18 protein-coding genes and 2 pseudogenes are annotated in these 18,644 nt (G+C 67.5%); 13 read left to right on the forward strand and 7 right to left on the reverse strand.

Annotation, left to right across the window (positions count from 1 at the left end; genetic code table 11):
• On the forward strand, window positions 1-926 hold a 926-nt coding region (locus E1258_RS16615; RefSeq protein WP_132401806.1), incomplete at its 5' end, for a chromate transporter.
• A 423-nt stretch (window positions 927-1,349) separates the two neighbouring features.
• Here E1258_RS16615 and E1258_RS16620 read toward each other — a convergent pair.
• Both E1258_RS16620 and E1258_RS16625 read right to left on the reverse strand, forming a co-directional pair.
• Entirely contained in the window at window positions 1,350-2,387 is a 1,038-nt protein-coding gene (locus tag E1258_RS16620) for an esterase family protein (RefSeq protein ID WP_132401809.1), read from the reverse strand.
• A gap of 9 nt (window positions 2,388-2,396) precedes the next feature.
• A complete protein-coding gene (locus tag E1258_RS16625; RefSeq protein WP_132401812.1) occupies window positions 2,397-3,422 on the reverse strand; it encodes a hypothetical protein in 1,026 nt (341 codons plus the stop codon).
• A 169-nt stretch (window positions 3,423-3,591) separates the two neighbouring features.
• Between E1258_RS16625 and E1258_RS16630 the strand changes: the two genes are divergently transcribed.
• From E1258_RS16630 to E1258_RS33380, 6 genes are all read left to right on the forward strand, one after another.
• A complete protein-coding gene (locus tag E1258_RS16630; RefSeq protein ID WP_243715501.1) occupies window positions 3,592-5,355 on the forward strand; it encodes a phosphatidylglycerol lysyltransferase domain-containing protein in 1,764 nt (587 codons plus the stop codon).
• Complete coding sequence (locus tag E1258_RS16635; protein WP_132401819.1) at window positions 5,355-6,122, forward strand: SGNH/GDSL hydrolase family protein; 768 nt, start codon at window positions 5,355-5,357, stop codon at window positions 6,120-6,122. Before E1258_RS16630 ends, E1258_RS16635 begins: the two co-directional genes overlap by 1 nt.
• A gap of 87 nt (window positions 6,123-6,209) precedes the next feature.
• Window positions 6,210-6,713 carry a transposase family protein gene (locus tag E1258_RS34875; protein WP_371688626.1) on the forward strand — a complete coding sequence of 168 codons (504 nt, stop codon included), beginning with the start codon at window positions 6,210-6,212 and terminating at the stop codon, window positions 6,711-6,713.
• A complete protein-coding gene (locus E1258_RS34880; RefSeq protein WP_243715503.1) occupies window positions 6,643-6,921 on the forward strand; it encodes an integrase core domain-containing protein in 279 nt (92 codons plus the stop codon). The genes E1258_RS34875 and E1258_RS34880 overlap by 71 nt, the downstream gene beginning before the upstream one ends.
• Window positions 6,922-7,645: 724 nt before the next feature.
• Window positions 7,646-8,836 carry an ImmA/IrrE family metallo-endopeptidase gene (locus E1258_RS16655; RefSeq protein WP_132401822.1) on the forward strand — a complete coding sequence of 397 codons (1,191 nt, stop codon included), beginning with the start codon at window positions 7,646-7,648 and terminating at the stop codon, window positions 8,834-8,836.
• A gap of 60 nt (window positions 8,837-8,896) precedes the next feature.
• Complete coding sequence (locus tag E1258_RS33380; RefSeq protein ID WP_165949792.1) at window positions 8,897-9,250, forward strand: hypothetical protein; 354 nt, start codon at window positions 8,897-8,899, stop codon at window positions 9,248-9,250.
• 202 nt (window positions 9,251-9,452) lie between these two features.
• Here the strand turns inward: E1258_RS33380 and E1258_RS16660 are convergent, their stop codons facing one another.
• The gene (locus tag E1258_RS16660) at window positions 9,453-9,683 is read right to left on the reverse strand and encodes a hypothetical protein (protein ID WP_243715504.1); all 231 of its coding nucleotides are present in this window, start codon (window positions 9,681-9,683) and stop codon (window positions 9,453-9,455) included.
• 472 nt (window positions 9,684-10,155) lie between these two features.
• Between E1258_RS16660 and E1258_RS16665 the strand changes: the two genes are divergently transcribed.
• Together E1258_RS16665 and E1258_RS16670 are read left to right on the forward strand one after the other, a co-directional pair.
• The gene (locus E1258_RS16665; RefSeq protein WP_132401825.1) at window positions 10,156-10,731 is read left to right on the forward strand and encodes an NTP transferase domain-containing protein; all 576 of its coding nucleotides are present in this window, start codon (window positions 10,156-10,158) and stop codon (window positions 10,729-10,731) included.
• Window positions 10,724-11,845 (forward strand): XdhC family protein, encoded by a 1,122-nt coding sequence (locus E1258_RS16670; protein WP_132401828.1) that lies wholly within the window; start codon window positions 10,724-10,726, stop codon window positions 11,843-11,845. Before E1258_RS16665 ends, E1258_RS16670 begins: the two co-directional genes overlap by 8 nt.
• Window positions 11,846-11,876: 31 nt before the next feature.
• On the opposite strand, the pseudogene E1258_RS34885 reads toward E1258_RS16670, so the two are convergent.
• A pseudogene (locus E1258_RS34885) lies at window positions 11,877-12,192 on the reverse strand (transposase); the annotation flags it as partial.
• A gap of 433 nt (window positions 12,193-12,625) precedes the next feature.
• On the opposite strand from E1258_RS34885, the gene E1258_RS16680 reads away from it, so the two are divergent.
• From E1258_RS16680 to E1258_RS16695, 4 genes and pseudogenes are all read left to right on the forward strand, one after another.
• A complete protein-coding gene (locus tag E1258_RS16680) occupies window positions 12,626-13,141 on the forward strand; it encodes a papain-like cysteine protease family protein (protein WP_132401831.1) in 516 nt (171 codons plus the stop codon).
• Between the two features lie 50 nt (window positions 13,142-13,191).
• A complete protein-coding gene (locus E1258_RS16685; RefSeq protein WP_165949793.1) occupies window positions 13,192-13,746 on the forward strand; it encodes a hypothetical protein in 555 nt (184 codons plus the stop codon).
• A gap of 259 nt (window positions 13,747-14,005) precedes the next feature.
• Window positions 14,006-15,129: pseudogene (locus E1258_RS16690) on the forward strand (ISL3 family transposase); the annotation flags it as partial.
• A 172-nt stretch (window positions 15,130-15,301) separates the two neighbouring features.
• Entirely contained in the window at window positions 15,302-15,826 is a 525-nt protein-coding gene (locus tag E1258_RS16695) for a hypothetical protein (protein ID WP_132401837.1), read from the forward strand.
• On the opposite strand, the gene E1258_RS16700 is transcribed toward E1258_RS16695, so the two are convergent.
• From E1258_RS16700 to E1258_RS16710, 3 genes are all read right to left on the reverse strand, one after another.
• Complete coding sequence (locus E1258_RS16700) at window positions 15,817-16,146, reverse strand: hypothetical protein (RefSeq protein ID WP_132401840.1); 330 nt, start codon at window positions 16,144-16,146, stop codon at window positions 15,817-15,819. The two genes, E1258_RS16695 and E1258_RS16700, sit on opposite strands and share 10 nt — an antisense overlap.
• Window positions 16,147-16,516: 370 nt before the next feature.
• The gene (locus tag E1258_RS16705) at window positions 16,517-17,947 is read right to left on the reverse strand and encodes a hypothetical protein (protein ID WP_132401843.1); all 1,431 of its coding nucleotides are present in this window, start codon (window positions 17,945-17,947) and stop codon (window positions 16,517-16,519) included.
• Window positions 17,944-18,528 (reverse strand): SigE family RNA polymerase sigma factor, encoded by a 585-nt coding sequence (locus E1258_RS16710; RefSeq protein WP_371688627.1) that lies wholly within the window; start codon window positions 18,526-18,528, stop codon window positions 17,944-17,946. Before E1258_RS16710 ends, E1258_RS16705 begins: the two co-directional genes overlap by 4 nt.
• Window positions 18,529-18,644 lie beyond the last annotated feature (116 nt).

Here is an 18,644-nt window from a genome sequence, read left to right on the forward strand (position 1 = left end):
TCGCTATCGCAGCCGCCGCTCTCGTCGCTCTGGCGGTCTTCGCCGTGCCGTTCCCCGCCGTCATCGCCTGCGCCGCCGTCATCGGCTGGGCGCTGGGCCGGTGGGCGCCCTCTGTCATCCACCGGAGTCCAGCGGCAGCCAGTTCCCAGGACAGGCCCGCTCCGTTGATCGCCGACGACCACCTGCGTGACGAGCCACCCTCCCGCGGCCGGCTCGTCAAGATCCTCGGCATTGGCGTTCTGGTCTGGGCGGTCCCGGTCGTGGCAGTCGCTGTGCTCACCGGGCCGCGCAGCACTCTGACCACCCAGGGCATGTTTTTCTCCGGTACCGCGCTGATCACCTTCGGCGGCGCCTACGCCGTCCTCGCCTACGTCGCCCAGCAGGCCGTCGACATCTACGGGTGGCTGTCGGCCAAAGACATGATCCGCGGCCTGGCGCTGGCCGAAACCACCCCCGGACCACTGATCATGGTCGTGCAGTTCGTAGCCTTCCTCGGCGCCTACCACCACCCAGGACCACTCAACCCGTGGATCGCCGCCGTCCTCGGCTCTGTGCTCACCACCTGGGTCACCTTCGTGCCCAGCTTCCTGTTCATCCTGCTCGGCGCGTCCTACGTCGAGCGGCTGCGCGGCAACCGCGCCCTGTCCGCCGCGCTGACCGGCATCACCGCCGCTGTCGTCGGAGTCATCGCCAACCTCGGCGTCTACTTCGCCGTCCACACCCTCTTCGCCACCAGCACCACATACACCTGGGGGCCGGTGCGCCTCGACCTGCCCGAACTGGCCAGCATCCGGCCGGTCACCGCGACGATCGCGGTCGTCGCCATCGGCCTGGTCTTCGCGCTGCGCTGGTCCGTGCTGCGCACCCTCGGTGCCTGCGCCGCCCTCGGCCTCTGCGCAGCACTCATCGGACTCCCACTCGGCTGAACACCCTCTTCACCGCCAAGAACTCGCGGTGGGACACGACGATGATGGCGAAGAGTCATTCGAGGGTCACGATAGCGCCCGTGGCGTGCGGCAGCCGTCCTCGCATTCGCCAGATGTTGTTGCAGGCCAGCGGTCATAGCGACGTCAAGGATCGTGAACAACGCCAACTGCCCGGCGAGCTGCTTCGGACGCGACATCAGCGGCAGCTGGCGGGTGGCGCGGTCGGGAGTCAATCCGTAGCAGGTTGATCAAGGACAGCTGCCAGAACGTCAGCGCCCCAAGACCCGGCACATCACGAAGCCGCCGGACTCGACGCGGTGGTGGCCTCCGGCAGCGACGCCGGCGGGCACCGGGCGCCTTCCTGCGGCCGGTCGCCGAATCGCTGGTCGCTTTGACACCTGATGGTTGGTGGGGCACCTGGCGTCAGCCTGCTGCCAGGGGTCGGGCCAGCCAACTGGAGAGCCAGTCAAACGCGGTTGGCTCCATCGCCAGCCAGGTGCCGGCGTTGTGGCCACCGCCGTTGACGTATCCGGTGGTGACGCTCACCGGCGGGCGGGCTAGCCGCGCCAGGGTGGTGGTGCTGCGCAGGGACGGGTGGTCAGCGCGGGCGCAGCCAAGGTAAAGCGCGATGGCGGGTCGCGGTAGGTGCTGCAAGCGCCAGGCATCGTTGTTCAGGGTGTGCTCGGAGCCGTCCCCGACGGTGATGCCTGGGGTGGTGTAGCCGGAGAGGCTGGCCGCGGCTGCGTATTCGGTCGGGTGGCGCAGGGCCAGATTGGCGGCACAGAAGGCACCGGCCGAATAGCCGATCAGCCCCCAGCTGGCCCGGTCGGTCCGTACGCGCAGTTGGCTCTTGACGGCTGCCGGCACGTCGACGGTCAGGTACGTCTCGGCCTGCGGTCCGTGGCTGAGGTTGGTGCACTCGGTGTCCAGCAACCGGTCCGGCGTTATGTACGGGAACAGCATCACGGTCGGTGCCATCCGACCCGCGGCGATCTCCTGGTCCAGGTATTCGGGTGCGCGCAGGGTCTTCGTCCACCCCATCGGTGAGGACGGGTAGCCGTGCAGGGCCTCGATGACCGGGAAGCGGGCGGTGGGGCGCGCGTCGTAGGCGGCCGGCAGGTACACCATCATCGGCAACGAGAGACCGCTGGCCTTACCGGGGACGGTGAGGTTGACCAGGCGTCCACCGGATCCACCGCCGGGCGGCGGCGGATCCGAAAGCGCAGCTGCGGCCGGTGGTGCGCCCGTCAGATCGGACCACGAGGTGTAGGTTTCGACCTGGCGGTTGACCCATACCAGGGCAGCGGCGAGGACGGTTGCCACGCAGAGGCTGGCGCTGCCGGCCCGCATTGCCACCCGCCGCCATCCGCTGCCACGGTCCCAGGCCACTGCCAGCGCGACGGCGGCGACGACGGCCGCCGCAACGGCGAGCAGCAGGAGCGCGAGGCTGTCCGGTGCCATCTTTCCCTCCTAAGCGGACGTGTTGGCAGTGCCTGCGGGCGGCCGCACGGGGTGGGGCGGCAGTGCCGGGCTGGGCTGGCCGTGCGGTGTACGCACCTGCCGCACCAGTGGCGCGGACTCGGGCAGAGGGGCGGGCAACTGCCGGATCGCCCAGAGCAGGGCCGCCCGCAACGCGTCCAAGCCGGACGGCCCGGTGGAGCCGACACGGGGCGCTGCGGCCGGGCGGCCGGTGGCGGTACGCGCCGGAGTGCCCAGCACAGCTACCGTCACGCCCACCGGCAGCCCTTGCGGTGTGGCCGTGCCAGCGGGCCGGCCGCGCCCTGCACCGGTGGGAACCACCGCCAGCGCCGGATAGCGGCCGGGTGCGGCCAGCACCATCTGGCGGGCGAACGGCTCCTGCCGCGCTGACGACACCAGGGCCCAGCTGTGCCCGGTGACGCGCAGGTCCCGGCTCAGTTGGTCGGGCAACGTCATGGCCAGCGTCGGTACCGACGTTGCCGGGGTGGTGTGGGCGAAGATCAGCACGGCCGGTCCTGCCGCCGTCTGCGCCGAGCGGGCCAGATCAGTCGGGGCCGCATTGCCCCATCCGTCCTCCGCGCTGGTGAGGACCAGCAGCGCCGGGTACCGCCAACCGGGGTTGCGCAGGTAATCGGTGGGTACGGTGACGGTTGGTGGGGCGGCCAGGTGCCAGTCGGCCCACCCGTTCGGTCGCCACTGGAAGGCGAACGGCTGCGCGGAGTCGCTGTGGTCGTGCTGGCGCACCCACTGGTCCAGCTTGCCGGGCGTGCTGACATGGTGACGGCCGCCGGCGGTGGCCTGAGTCAGCAGGTCGTCCCAGTTCGTATAGAATTGCGCGGAACGGTTGACCGCCAGCCCCACGGTCACCAGCACCAGGGTCTGCGTCAGCAGCACGCCCACCACCCGTGCCGGGATGCGGAGCCGACCGAACTGCCGCCAGCCGACAACGGTTGCGGCGGCCGCCCCGACGGCAGCCAGCCCTGCCAGGACGAGTAACGAAATGCCAGTCAGTGCCATGTCCACCTCCACGCCCTGAACCGTGCCGGGTAGGGCTGATGGTCCACCTGTTGGCTGTGAGAAGCTGCAGCATTTGCTGGAGGATCGCTGAACGCGGTGGTGTGGGCGGCTCAGGTTATTCACAGCGTGCACGCTGGTCGGGCTCAGCGAGGCGGCCGACGATGGCCTCATGACGTCGCACGGAGGCACGGCATCCGCCGGCGAGCCCTGGCGGCCACGCCCGCCGCTGACGCGGGCCGGCGTAGCCCGGCTTGTACAGGCGGCCGGCGTGTTCACCATCCTCACCTGGCTCCTGCCGCCGCGTCGTGGCGGGCTGGAGGTCCTGGCGGAGTACCTGCCGATGACTGGCGTCCTCACCGCCCGCGCGGCCACGGCGGTCAGCGGGGCGCTGCTGGTCTACCTGGGCGCGGGGCTGCGGCGGGGCAAGCGCAGCGCCTGGCGGTTGGCCGTCTTCCTGGCCAGCATCGGCATGATCCTGCACATCGCCAAGGGGCTCGATTTTGACGCGGCGGCGGTCTCGGGCGCACTGCTGGCCATGCTGGTCGCGGTGCACGGCCAGTTCCGGGCGGTCACCGATCCGCGCAGTCCGTGGCGGGCGCTGGCGGCGTTCGCCGGCTTTGCGGGCGCCGGCTTCACGCTCGGCATGCTGGAGATAGCCCTACGGCCGAACCGCCTGGTCGGTACGCCGGGCGTGCGGCTGTGGGCAGAGCACGCCGCGCTCGGTCTGGTCGGCGCACCCGGCCCGCTGCGATTCCGACACGCGCTGGGCGCCGAGGCGGTGAGCCTCACCACCGGCGCGTTCGGGCTGCTCGCGGTCGGCGCCGCCACGGTGCTGCTGCTGCGCCACGCCCGGCGCGATGCCGACGAGCGGACCGTGGAACAGGACCACCGGCTACGCGAGCTGCTGCGCCGGTACGGCACGGCCGACTCGCTGAGCTACTTCGCCTTGCGCAGGGACAAGCTGCTGATGTGGGCGCCATCGGGGAAGGCTGCCGTGCCGTATCGCGTCATCAACGGGGTCAGCCTCGCCACCGGTGACCCGATCGGCGACCAGGATGCGTGGTCGCAGGCGATCGACGCGTGGCTGGCCGACAGCGCCCGGCATGGGTGGACCCCGGCGGTGCTCGGCTGTGGCCCTTCCGGCGGACGGTCGTACCGCCGCAGTGGCCTGGACGTGGTGGAGATCGGCGACGAGGCAGTGGTGGACGCGGCCGGGTTCAGCCTCGAGGGCCGGCCGATGCGCGCCGTGCGCCAGGCGGTTGCCCGCGCGAAGCGCGCCGGGTACACCAGCGAGGTGATCCGCCAGCGCGACCTGCCGCCGGCCGCACTGGCGGAGGCGGTACGTGCGGCCCGCCAGTTCCGGGACGGCCCGGTGGAGCGCGGCTTTTCGATGGCGCTGTCCCGCATCGGCGACCCGCAGGACGGCGACTGCGTGCTCGTGCTCTGCCACGACAGCAGCGCGCGGCTGCGTGGCGTGCTGCAGTTCGTACCATGGGGAGACGACGGGCTGTCGCTGGACCTCATGCGTGGCGACCGCTCCGCAGTCAACGGCGTGATGGAGCTCATGGTGGTCAGCGCGATCGAGGCGGCACCCGGCCTAGGCGTGGGGCGGCTGTCGCTGAACTTCGCCGTGCTGCGCTCGGTCTTCGCCCGAGCCGAGGGGCTGGGGGCCGGGCCCGTCCTGCGGATCTGGCACCGACTGCTGCGGCTGGCCTCCCGGTTCTGGCAGATCGAGTCGCTGTACCGAGCGAACGCCAAGTACCAGCCGGAGTGGCAGTCGCGTTACCTGTGCTTCCCTACTGCCCGCGATTTGCCCCGGATCGCCATGGCCGTACTGAAGGCGGAGGCGTTCCTGCCGACCGGGTGGCGCCGGGCGCGGCGCGGCGACGGTGGCGCCTCCGTGCCATCCCTCGAACCGCTCGAGGTGGGGTGATGGCAGAGGGGGCGCGGCGACGCACCGCCCTGCGACGCGTCGCTGCGATCGCCGTGCTCCTGGCGCCTGCGATCAGCGCCGGCGAACCGCCGCCGCCACCCACGGCGCGGCCCGCCGCCCCGGGCGCGGTGGTCGCGCTCGGCGACTCCGTGCCAGCCGGGTCGGCCTGCGACTGCGTGCCTTTCCCGGACCTGTACGCCCGCATGCAGGTGCCTGCCGTGCCGTCCGTCAACCTCGCTCGCGGCGGCTTCAGCTCCGACGATGTGTGGGCGCAGCTCAAGTCCCCTGACACGGACGACGACCTGCGCCAGGCTGGCGTCATCATGATCATGGTTGGCGCGAACGATCTGGCCGCCGCGTTCGACGCCGACGGCGACGGCGACGGCACCTACCGGCAGGTCGCGGCGCGAGTCGGGGCCAACGTGGCCGCCACGATTGACCGGATCCGCGAGTTGCACGACGGCCCCGTCACGGTGCTTGTGCTCGGCTACTGGAACGTCGTGAAGGACGGCTCCGTGGGGCTTGCCGAGTACGGCGATGCCGGCATGGCGCAGTCGGCGACCGCCACCCGATACGTCAACCATGCCCTGCACGACGCGGCCGCTGAGACGGCCGCACTCTACGTGCCCACCTACCCGGCATTCAAGGGCATCACCGGAGACCAGGACCCCACCGACCTGCTCGCCGACGACGGCGACCACCCCAACGCGTTGGGCCACGAACTCATCGCCCGCACGGCGCACGCCGCCGTAGCTGCCAGCAGATGACCATGGCGCAGCCATCCCATCACGAGCCCGAACCCGGGCCTGACGTGGACGACGAGCGCGACGCCACGAACTGCGGCGACGCGGACGGTGCGGGCGGCGTGCGGAGTCTGTGGCGTCTGGTCGAGCACTGTGCACGGTCGTTACACGCGGCGGTTGGCTGATGTCAGGTTGGGTGGCCACGAGGTGCTGGTCGCGTTGACGGTTCAACGGTCCGCCTGCGTCAGCAGCGGCTGTCGGCGGCGGACGTTCGTCACGACCACGCTGACCGGCGCCCGCCTCTACGTCCTCGCGGTCATCGACCATGCCACCCGCCGGGTCCGGATCCTCGGTGCGACCGCGCACCCGACCGCGGCGTGGGTGGCCCTGCTTGCCCGCAACCTGGTCATGGACCTCGAAGACGCGGGCTGCCCGATGAAGTACCTGATCCGGGACAGGGACGGCAAGTACCCCGACCGCGTTCGACACGATTCTCGCCGACGCCGGCATCACCGTAGTACGCACCGGCGTCCGGATACCCCGGATGAACGCGATCATGGAACGCTGGGTACGGACCTGCCGCCACGAACTCCTCGACCGGACACTGATCCTTAACCTCCTTAACCAGCGGCACCTACTGCATGCGCTGCGCGAGTACGAGATCTTCTACAACGAGCACCGCCCGCATCAGGGCATCGCCAACGTCCGGCCACTCACACCGCTACCCGAACCGATCACCGACCCGCACAGGCTCGACCGCCTGAACATCCGTCGTCGTGACCGCTTCGGCGGCATCCTGCACGAGTACGAACATGCGGCCTGACCTGCCCGGACGACATTCTCGGCAGGTACAAGGTCCGGACGCTCGGCGCGGTGATCAGCTGCCCGGTGGCTGTCGCGGACGAGTTCGGGGCACAGGTGCAGCAGCAGGGAGGTTTCGATCTCCCCGTGCATGTCGTCGTGGCCGCTGCTGCCCAGTGCGGCATCCCGGCGAGGGGCCTCCCAGTCCTGCCGTCTCGGGTACAACGCCATGCGGCGTCCGCCGATGTCGGCTTCATGCACGACGTTGGGTCTACCGACCTGCAACGGTCCGGGCAGTGCTCTGACCTGCACCGCTATCAAACCTGCATGTCAGCAACGTGGCCAACGAGGATGATGTACCCCGCGCGTCGATGCTGGGTTCGGTCGGCCAACGTTCGCAGTACAGCAGCGCCAGGGGCGGTCAGCGCTGGTTCGCGTGCCTTGCCACCGTTTCGTATGGGTCCGTGAACAACCGAGCACGCCGTTCGTTTGCAGGTAGCACTCTGCAGGGGCAAATTGAAGATCATCACGGGTTAGGGCTTGCTGGGACCGCTACGCTTGTCCAGCGTGTCATGAAAGCCGATGGAAGCGTGGAGGGTCGACCGGGCCGCGGCATGAGGGACGATTGAGCGAACACCACTTCTGGGCGTGCGGTAATCACTTCCGGCAGCTGACAAGCTTGCTTGATTGACTGGAGTAGCATGTGGCGCAGGCGTAAGCGGAGGCGCGCGGTCAATGACATCTTCATGGACCAAGACGGTTACAACGACTACATGCTCAGAGAGGGTGCCTGGGTCCGAGGCGGGAGAGCCTGGCATCTGCATGCCGCAGACCCGTTGCGCCATCTTAGCGTCATCCACTACCTGTTGCGATCGGCGGTCGTGCTGGGACGTGATGTCGGCGAGCGGGACGTCAAGCAGTTCCGTCAATACAGTCAGATCTGCTACGACAAAGCGCTGAACGTCGGCCCAACGTTGGAGCGAAACGGCCTACCATTGCCGCCGTGGGCCGAGAGGACCGATGGCGTCATGAAGGGCGCGTTGCGCGATCTGCGCGCAGACATCGATCAGGTGAAACTGGTCCCCACGTGGGAGACGAGGCTCTACGCGAGGTCCTTTCCATCGCAGCAGCGCATCGAAGTGTCCGCGGTCAGCAGGGAGTTTCTACGCACGCTCAACCTGATGCTCTGGAATGGCGTTTACGAGGTCACGGACGTTGGCCGCGGGCAGGACGAAGTGCTCTCCCTACTGGACTACCGGGCGTTCATGCCGCACCTGCTGTCGCTGTACCGGGACTTGGAAATCAGTTCGTTGCCGATCCCCAGAGCGAGTTCCCGATCGGCGCTTCGGCAGGCGCAGTTGACCACTGCGCTGCAGCTGAACTTCATGCTGGCCCATGAATACGCTCACATGGTGCTGCACGCGGACCTACCCGATACGCCTTCGCAGGAAGCCGAACGAGAGGCCGACAGTCTCGCCTACCGCCTAATCCTGGGAGCTCCGCTTCCCGGGGACGTACGCGCGAACGCGGGAGACGTATGGACTGCGATGAGATGGTTCTTCGGATTCCTGAAGCTGGATCGCATCGTCGGTGGAGTCGTCAATGAGGTCCCCGTGGATTGGAACCAGAAGGCCATTGCCGGTCGCGAATCACTGATGTACGACCTGATGCCAGCCCGCAGGATCACCACCGAACAGAATCTGGAAGAGTCGATCGGCACTGTCATCCTGATGCAGGCGAAGGCCGACATCCGGCGGCTTGGCACCCCGGCGGTGCGGGAACTCTCCAACGACATGATCAACGAATTCGGCTGGAAGAGGCTCCTGGGTCCGGCAGAAGCCGAGGCAAAGGTCATCAAGGCGATGCTCCACGCCTCGCGGGACGCATCGCGCAGCAGGCCCGACATCGGTACCGCCGACACGACCACGAACCCCTAGATTACCAAGCCGGGCGCTCTCGCGCCTGACTGAAGATCGGAGCAAGATGTGGAACCTGCCGTGTCGCTCATCCTGGAACTGGAAGTCGACTCGACACCCTATGCCGAAACCACTCTCTTCCGAGAAGGCGTTTGGGTCGGAGACGGCCCGATGGAGTCCATCACGATCCGGCTCGATGGACGCGAACCCGGCCACGGCTTCGGCATCTCGGAACTGGTGACCATCGTGGTATCGGTCGGTGCCGGGGCCGCCTCGAACCTGGTTGCCGACGCCGTTCGCGCTGCGGCCGGACGGATCATTCGCAGTGTCCGAGGCCGCAGGAGCGTCGGGGACGGCAGCCGGGAAGGACTCGAGGACGTAATCGAGGCAGAGCGGGATCCGGACCCTGATGACGGTACGCCTGGCCAGGAGTAGCAGATCACGGATCGGCCGGCGCGGCCGCACGCGTGCCGGCTACCGATCCTGCCCACGACGTCGTCGCGCCAGAGCCCTGAACTCGCGAACAAAGACCATCCGGCGGATCCTCGCGCGCTTTGACGCGCGCACGAGGCCGTTCCGAGACCCCGCCCCCTGGCTGTCTCCGCCACGTACAGCTCCTCCAGATAGAGCGAGCGGGTCAGGCCGGCGGCTGGCCACAGGAGGAGTAGTCGCCAGCCCGACGAGCGCCTGCGCGTCCCCGACGAGCACAGCATGCCAAGGGCGGATCGCCGAAGAGCGCTTCGTTGGTCTGACGGATCCGCACGTCACGGGGCTCGACGTCGGTCTCGCCGTAGGAGGTGTGCAACTCTTCGACAAGTGCGGCGATCGCATCGACATGGACGGGTCCGGCGGCCACGACCGTGGTCACGACTGTGTCCTTCCTGCCGGTCTTGACCTTGAGCATTCGGAACGCTGGCTGCTCGTCCGACGAGCATCCCCTACGTACTGGCCGGTTCGTGGGGTTCCGGGGATGTCCGGTCGGGTCCGGCGGGCGCTGGCGCGCATGATCGCTAAACCAATCCAGCCACGGGAGGCCGTGGCCCGCGTAACGCGGCGGTCTTGTGTCATTGGATCGCATCCGACGCTTCACAGTTACAGCCCATTGCGGCTGAATAGGCGGATCATTCCCAGGTGCAGCAACCGCACGACCATACCGGCGATCATCAGCCTGAGCCGAGAAAACCGAGCGCACAGCATGTGCGACGAGTTCTGGCATGGTACAGGGGCGCCGCACCCACCCCGCGACTCCGGCTCACCACCAATCGACTGATCCGTCACAGTCGATCCCGTGAGTTAGTTGACAAGCGGAGACCGTTCCGGCCAGGGCTATATTCGGGCGCATGACCGTTGCCGGGCTCCTCCTTGCCGCAGGTGCCGGGCGTCGCTACGGTCGGCCGAAGGCCCTGGTGCGGTACGAGGGGCGGCTGCTCGTCGAGCGGGCGGGGAACACTCTGCGTGGCGCCGGCTGTGCGCCGGTCCTGGTCGTGCTCGGTGCCGGCGCCGACCAGGTGCGCGCCTCGGCCGATATGGCCCACGTCGAGGTGGTGGACAACCCGCACTGGGAGACGGGCATGGCGTCCTCGTTGCGGGCCGGGCTGGCCGCGCTGGCCGGTGGGCCTGCTGTCGCCGCCGTCGTGCTGCTGGTCGACATGCCCGGCGTCACGGCGGCCGCGGTGCGGCGCGTCGCCTCGGGTGCCACGCCTGACAGTCTCGCCGCCGCCGGATACGGCGACGGCCGCCGTGGGCACCCGGTTCTGCTCGGCCGCGAACGGTGGGGGGACGTGGCGGCCACGGCGCGTGGTGACGCCGGTGCCCGGGACTATCTCCGCGCCCACCTGGCGGATCTGCGCATCGTGCCGTGCGGCGACGTGGCCGACGATGCCGACCTGGATGTGCCAGGGGTCGTCGATGCGTGACGTGCTCGACGACCTGCTCCGGTGGTGGCGGGCGGGGCAGCCGGTCGGTATGGCCACCGTGACCGCCACCTGGCATAGCGCGCCCCGTCCACCCGGTGCCACCATGCTGGTCGGTCCCGACGGCTCCGTGGTGGGCAGCGTCTCCGGCGGCTGTGTGGAGGCCGCCGTGTACGAGGTGTGCCGGGAGGTCGTCGCCACCGGCCAGCGGCGGACCGTGCGGTACGGCGTCAGCGACGACGACGCGTTCGGGGTCGGGTTGACCTGCGGCGGCAGCATCCAGCTGTACGTCGAACGGATCGACCCGGACACCTTCCCCGACCTGCCCGAGGTCGCCGAAGCGATTACCACTGGAGTCCCGGTGGCTACCCTGACCTGCGTGTCGGGTCCGCCCGCGCGGCTCGGGCGGCGGATGGTCCTGTGGCCCGAGGGGCGGCGCGGCACGCTGGGATCCGCCCGGCTCGATGACGCGGTCGCCGATGACGGTCGCGGGCTGCTCGCCGCCGGACGGACCGGGGTTCTGTGCTACGGCCCGGGCGGAGAGCGTTGCGAGGCCGACCTCGACGTGCTGGTCAGCTCGTATGCGCCACCGGCTCGCATGATCGTGTTCGGGGCGACCGACGTCGCCGCCGCCGTCGCCCGGATCGGCGCGTTTCTCGGCTACCGGGTGACCGTGTGTGACGCCCGGCCGGTGTTCGCCACCGCGCGGCGTTTTCCCGACGCCGACGAGGTGGTGGTCGACTGGCCGCACCGCTATCTGGCGGCCGAGGCCGAGGCCGGCCGGATCGACGAGCGCACTGTGGTGTGTGTGCTCACCCATGATCCGAAGTTCGACGTGCCGGTGTTGCAGACCGCTCTGCATCTGCCGCTGGCGTATGTCGGGGCGATGGGTTCCCGGCGTACCCACGACGACCGCTTCGCTCGGCTGCGCGAGGCCGGTGTCGCCGAGCAGGCGCTCGCCCGGCTCAGCTCCCCGATCGGTCTTGATCTGGGCGCCCGGTCCCCTGAAGAGACCGCCGTCAGCGTCGCCGCCGAGATCGTCGCGTCGCGGTGGGGCGGCGGTGGAGCGCGGTTGTCCGATACGACCGGACGCATCCACGGGGGAAGGTCCAGATAGTCCGGGTACGTACGATCTGGCGATCGTCGATCTATAGACAGTCGCCTCCGAGGTCGCTGATCCGATTTTCCGCAATCGGTTTCGTGCAGCGCTTGTCGCAGGTGAGGGCGGCGGCGAGGGTGACGAACGCGCAGTAGAGGCTGGCCGAGCGTTCGTAGCGGATGGTCAGCCGGCGGTAGCCGGTGAACCAGGCGAACGTCTTCTCGGATCACCTGGCGGTGCCGGCCGAGACGGTTCGGCGAGTCGATGCCGCGACGGGCGATGCGGGGTCGGATGCCGCGGGCACGGAGCATGCGGCGCAGGTGGGGGTAGTCGTAGCCTTTGTCGGCGTGCAGCTTGTCGAGGCGTGGTCCGCGTCGTCACCGACCAGCCCGAGGCCAGTGCGAGTTCACCGAGAGCCCGCCCGAGGAACCAGGTTCCATCGAGTATGAGCAGCCGCATGCCCGCCATCATCGCCTATGGTCAAGCGACCGGCACACCCAGCGCGTCTCGCGGAGCAGGTCCCACTCGCAATCCCACAGAGCGCGTTGTCGCAGCAACAAGGCCGGCGCGGAACGGTACCGAACGTTCAGTCAGAGGTAGAGAGATACTCCCGGTAGGGAGTCTGGACGGATGGATCTAGGCGATCGCTTCGCCCCGCACGGTGCCGGCCACGGTTTCGCCGAACCGGCCACAACAAGCCGAGAAGTAACCTAGAGTCATCTAAGCATTACCCATCGTGCGGGTTGCCGACACCCGCCCGCGGCGACCATCGAGTCCGCATCGGCAAGGAGTGGGAACATGGCGACAACCGTCCAGGAAGCGGTCCAGGACACCCGCCAACTCGCCTTCCTCATGCAGTACCAGCAGCAGACCAACTGGTGCTGGAGCGCGACCGCCACCAGCGTCTCGCTCTTCTACAACCCCACCAGCGGCTGGTGCCAGTGTTATCTGGCGAACGCCGAACTCGGCCAGTCGACCTGCTGCTCCTACGGATCGGCCCCGCGATGCAACCAGCCCTGGTACCTCGACCGCGCACTGAATCGGGTCGGCAACCTCGACCACTGGCAGGCTAACGCGCTGACCATGACCGCGATCCGCTCCGAGATCGACGCCGGCCGGCCGGTGGGCGCGCGTATCGCCTGGAGCGGCGGCGGTGCCCACTTCGCCGTGATCAGCGGCTACCTGGACTACAGCACGATCTACCTGGCCATCCAGGACCCGTGGTACGGGCAGTCCTTTCCTAGCTACGACACTTTCCGTACCGCGTACCAGGGCACCGGAACCTGGACGCACACCTACTTCACCCGGGACTGACCATGGGAATCCAGTTCGCCACCCCACCCTCGGAAACTGAAACGACCGCGATGACTGGGCTGCGGGAGATCGCCCGCTCCGCCCAGTTCGCAACGGCGGGCGGGGTCGCCCTGATGACCGCACCGGCGGACAACGCCGTGCTGTCGGCACCGCACCCGGTCCACCACGTGGGGCTGGACGCCGTCGCCGCCCGCCGGCCGCTCACCGAGGCCCCGACCACCGGTTGGCGCTTTCTGGTCACCACCGAGTCGACCGCCGTGGCCAGCAGTGAGGTCGCCACCGACGCAAACGGCCAGCCGGAACGATTCGAGCAGGTCAACGAGGGGCCGTACGTGCAGTCGACCGCCTGGACCCTCCGCGACCTCGCCGGGGCACCGGAGGTGCAGACCGACACCTACGAGCCGCACCTGCTGAAGATCCCAGGGATCTACGTTGTCGCGCTCTGGCTACGGCAGCTCGACGGCGACGGCAACCTGTTCGTCCCGCTTGCGCCCGCCCCCGACTTCCTGGAGGCCGGCCGTGTCTACCGCGAGGACGACCTGCTCGACCGGCTGGCCGAGCCGGCGCGCCAGCGCCTCGAGTTCGACGACACGCCCCAGTCCTGATGCCCCGGACCCGGACGACGGCACGCGGCTCGATGTGTCCCAGCCGCTGACGGTGGAGATGGCCGCTCCGCTGACCCCGACCGGCTTCGAGGCGCACACCCAACCAGGCACAGTGCGTCGTGTGCGGGGACGCCTACCCGAGCGCACACCGACTCCCCGCCGCTGGCGACGATGAGCTACCGCTGTGCCCGGTCTGCGCGTTCGATAGTGACGTGCACGTCACTGCCGGGCACGTCACCGCCTACCTGACTTAGAGGACTGGCGGACGGTGGCGGATGTTCCGGTCGACGGGCGCCGAGTGGTGGTCCGTGTGCGGGTGCGGCGTCTGGTGTACCCCACGCGTGGCTGTCGCCACACCTTCCGGGAACAGGTTCCCGGGGTGCTGGAGGGATACCAGCGCCGCACGGCCCGTTTGAACGGGCAGGTCAAAGCCGTGCTCAAGGAGTTGGCGGGCCGGGCAGGGTCGCGTCTGCCGGCGATGCTGGCCATGGGCCTGTCCCGTCACACTCCCCTGCGCGCCCTGCGCATCCCGTTGCCCACCGGGCGGACGCCCCGGGTGATCGGCGTAGACGATTCCGCTCTGCCTCGTCGGCGCCGCTATGCCACCGTGGTGATCGACACCGAGACACATGAGCGGATCGAAATACTGCCCGACCGAACCGCCGACACCCTGCAAGCGTGGCTGCGCGAGCATCCCGGCGTGCAGGTCGTGTGCCGAGACGGCTCGGCCACCTACGCCGAGGCCATCCGCCGCGCCCTGCCCGACGCGGTGCAGGTCGCGGACAGGTGGCACCTGTGGCACAGCCTATGCGAAGCCGCCCTCAGCGAGGTGAAGGCGCACCGCAGCTGCTGGGCCCCCGTACTGGACGCGCCCATCTATGACGGGCCCCCACGCGCGGACGACCCTGGAACGCTGGCATCAGGTCCATGACCTGCTGAACCAAGGCGTGGGCCTGCTCGAAACCGCCCGCCGCCTGCAGTTGGCCCTGAACACCGTCAAGCGCTACGCGCGCACCGACCGGCCCGAGCGGATGCTCCGCGTCCCCAAGTACCGGGCCAGCCTCGTCGACCCCTACCGCGAACACCGAGATGACCCACCTGGCCGCCGCCATCGAGGGCTTCGCCGAACTCCTGACGCCCCAGCCGGGAAACGCCGACCGGCTCTCACTCTGGACCGCCCGAATCCGCGCGGCCGATCCACCTCATCTGCACGCCTTCACCCGAGGCCTGCAACGCGACCGCGACGCCGTGAACGCCGCGCTTACGCTTGCCTACAGCAACGGCCTCACCGAAGGCGTCAACACCAAGACCAAACGGATCGCACGCCAGATGCACGGACGAGCAGGTTTCACCCTGCTCCGCCACCGCATCCTCCTCGGATAGCAGCACCCTCCGTCACCACCGGATGTGAGACAGGGCCGAAATCGCCACACTCCCCATTCGTTTCGGCTCGCACCCGCCCGACCCGATAGAGTGGGGCCGGTTCGCTACCGAACCTGGGGCCGCCGTATCCGCTGCAGGGCGGTTCGGCTCCGCCAATTGGAAAGGACGGACGATGGCCGGAGCTGCTGCGGCGGTGAAGCCGCAGATCACTTTTGGCAAGTTCCAGAATGTCGATCTCCGGGTGGCACGGGTCCTGTCGGCGCCGATGGCCGAGAACACGCGCTTCCCGTGCCGGATGATCGAGTTGGATCTCGGCCCGTTGGGCAAACGCGTCTCGGTCGGCCAGTACGCGCTGATCGGCGAGGACGAGCTGGTCGGTGCGAACGTGGTGGCGTGCGTCAATCTCGGTGAGCGCGAAATGGGCCCGTACGTGTCGCAGGCGCTGGTGCTGGGGGCCCCGCATCCGGCGAGCCCCGAGGGGCAGGCCCAGGCGATCCCGATCGTGGTTGCCGGTGACGCCGTTCCCGGGGACGCCATCTACCACCAACGGCGCTTTTACCCCAAGCCTCACAAAGTCAGACACCGTCACGACTTTGCCGGAGCACTGGCCAGGGCTCCGGGCGGCGGCACACAGCAAAATGAAGGGTGGGCCGGCTGCCCACCCTTCATTCGTCTACGTTCGTTTGGTTACGGGTAGATCTGGCTAGGGCTGAAGGTTGCCTGGATGAACGAGTCGGCGCATGTGTAGACGTCCACCTCGGTGGCGGCAGTGCCACTGCCACTGGTCGGTTCCGTAGCTATCGGGTAGTGGCCGATGGTGTTCATGGTCGTCGTGTACTTGTAACGAGCGACACCGGCCTCGATGATGTAGAGCCGGGCCTTGCACCAGCTCGAATTGTTGAAGGAGTTTCGGTAGAAGTCTCCCTTGAGTGTCGAGTTGGTCCACGAGATGCAAACACTCAAATCGCCGGTGTTCTGACAACCGCCACCGGAAGCCAGCACACCGAACTTCGGCATCGTTCCTCGGGCCGGCGGAGGGTTCTTCTCCACCCAAATCACCGGCTCCGAAGCGGATGACGGGGTTTGAGCGTGAGCCGGGGCCGAGACCGGAATCAGAACCGCCAAAGCGGCGATAGCGACAACAGCGAATCTTCGAATTAGGCGCATTGCTCCCCCGTTCTAGAAGGCCGGACGAGAAGGGTTTAGCCTCCTGACGGCGATCACCTTACCCGTGCAATCAGCTTCGATCAGTCCCCTCACCGAAGGCCGTCGACGGCGGATATGACTGACAGTAATTTCCAAGCCGGTCCGACACATCCGACAAGTATCTCTTTTTCGGACTTAAGCATTCAGCCTTTTCCTCTTGGCATGAATGCCAGTGGCGCATTCACCAGCGGCTAATTACTGGCGCTCCGAAGATGGCCCCTGCGTCAGCTAGTTCATGGAAGGAGCTTTTTGCCAGCAGCTTTCGCTGCGCATTGTAACTTTGAAGGGTTACGGAGCTTGGCGCAGCTATACGGATAGTGCCGACGCCCTCTGTCAGCTTCGCCGTCCCGACGAGCTTGCCTGTTGCGTCGACCGCATGCACCTCGGTGGCAGTGCGGTCTGCGACCACGAGCAACTCCGAAGTCCAGATCGCTGATTCTCCATCCCGCTCAGGGATACGCACGGCGAGCAGGTCTCGGCTCGCTCCTGACGCCGTGGAGACCAAACTTGCGTCGTTCCAGTCCGGGCCGACAACGTCGTTGCTGCCTCTTGGCGCCGTGACCTCGACACCATCCGCGATAAGGACCTTCCCGCTCGTACCGACCTGCAGTACCGTAGCGACGCCACCAGCAGGCGAGATCGAGGCCGAGACGATCGCGGACCGGCCGCCGAGTGCCGGTACCGAGCCAGCCCACACTGGTACGGGAGTAGGTACGCCTGAGAGGGCCGCTCGCCCGAGAAGGAACCTGTTGGTTTCAATGGCTACCCGCTCCGCCGCTTCATCGATCTCCCTTCCCGGGGCCGGTACAGGTGCATGTGCCGCGCCCATGTCGTACGCATGGACGGGCAATTCGGGTCCTTCGTAGCGGACGACATCTCCGCAGGAAACCCGCCACCGCTGCACTGTGCCGTCCGGCACCGGAAAGGATCCATCGACAGAATCCTGCTGCCACGCGTAATCGACACGTCCGTCGACAAGCAGACGACCACCCACGCTAGTCGCTATATCACAGCCGTGTGGGGCCAGCGCGACACCTCCCCCAAAGGATCCCTTCGAGTTGTTCACCGACTGGCTGTAGATGAAGAAAGGGTTCAACGGGAATCGTCCCCCGCCCCCTGCAATCAACTCGTCTGTAGAAGCGTCACGTGCCGCGATCCGTGACACCAGGATTGCGCTGTCATCGGAGTGGAAGGCGACTATGGCGATTCGAGCGGTGCCGACCTCGCCGAGGAAGAGGGGAGACACCTCCTTGAGTTCAGGAGAAATTCCGAGAATCGCTCTCTGGCTATCCATCTTCGTCACGACTTCATCGACGAGAGCTTTCTTCGCTGCAAGACTGCCTCGAGTGGGCGAGCTTAGCAATTTCCTTTCCCAGGGCGATGAAATAGTGTCACCTACTTCACCAGCCATCGGAACTTGCGGCTTCTCACCCTTGAAAATGCTTGGCACAGCAACAGACACAGCTATCACAGCAACCGCTGCTGCTGATGCGATGACCCTGGCGGAACGGCGGTCCCGGCGAGCCATCAGACGACCGAAGGGATCCGGATCGGGTGTCACAGACCGAGCAATTTCACCGAGCCGATACTTAACATTCCTGTCGACATTCATGTGTCCGTCTCACCTTTCTCAGCCAGCGTTACACGCAGCCGAGCAAGCCCTCGTGATGCGTGACTTTTAACCGTACCTGCTGAACACTTCAGCACTTTCGCTGTTTCCGCTTCTGACAGATCTTCCCAATATCGCAGCACAATCACTGCCCGCGTACGCGGCGGCAGTGTCGCCAGCGCCGTAAACAATTCGTCCCGCGTACCCACTCTCTCCGTTTCGTCCGACGCATGACGCTCGGGCAAAACTTCTGTCAGGTACTCACGTAATCTCGATACCCGCCGCCATCTGCTTACCCGTTGCGTGACCATAACTCGGCGAACATACGAAGCCGGGTCATTAATTCCTGGCCAGTACCGCATTAAGCGCAGTAGCGCAGACTGAAGCGCGTCTTCGGCCGCAGGCTTCGAACCGCACAGTAGGTACGCCGTCCCTAAGAGCTCGTTGTAGTGGGACTCTACGAACTTGCGGAACTCGTCATCGAGCACTAGCGCCACCAACCTTTCCGCAGAGGAAGACGCTCGCATCGGTGAAAAGGTTGAGTCCTGGCGGCCTGTCCTCTTCAGCGGGGCGGCAAGCGACATCCTGCCCTACCGGCCACACTGGGTAGTTGCCCACTCACGTTGATGTGGGGGACAGTCAATCAGCGGTCAGCGGCACGCTCCAGCGCACTGCTCCTTCGTCGCCAGCGCATCGGGGC

The organism is Micromonospora sp. KC207, assembly GCF_004348615.1.
Lineage (GTDB): Bacteria > Actinomycetota > Actinomycetes > Mycobacteriales > Micromonosporaceae > Micromonospora.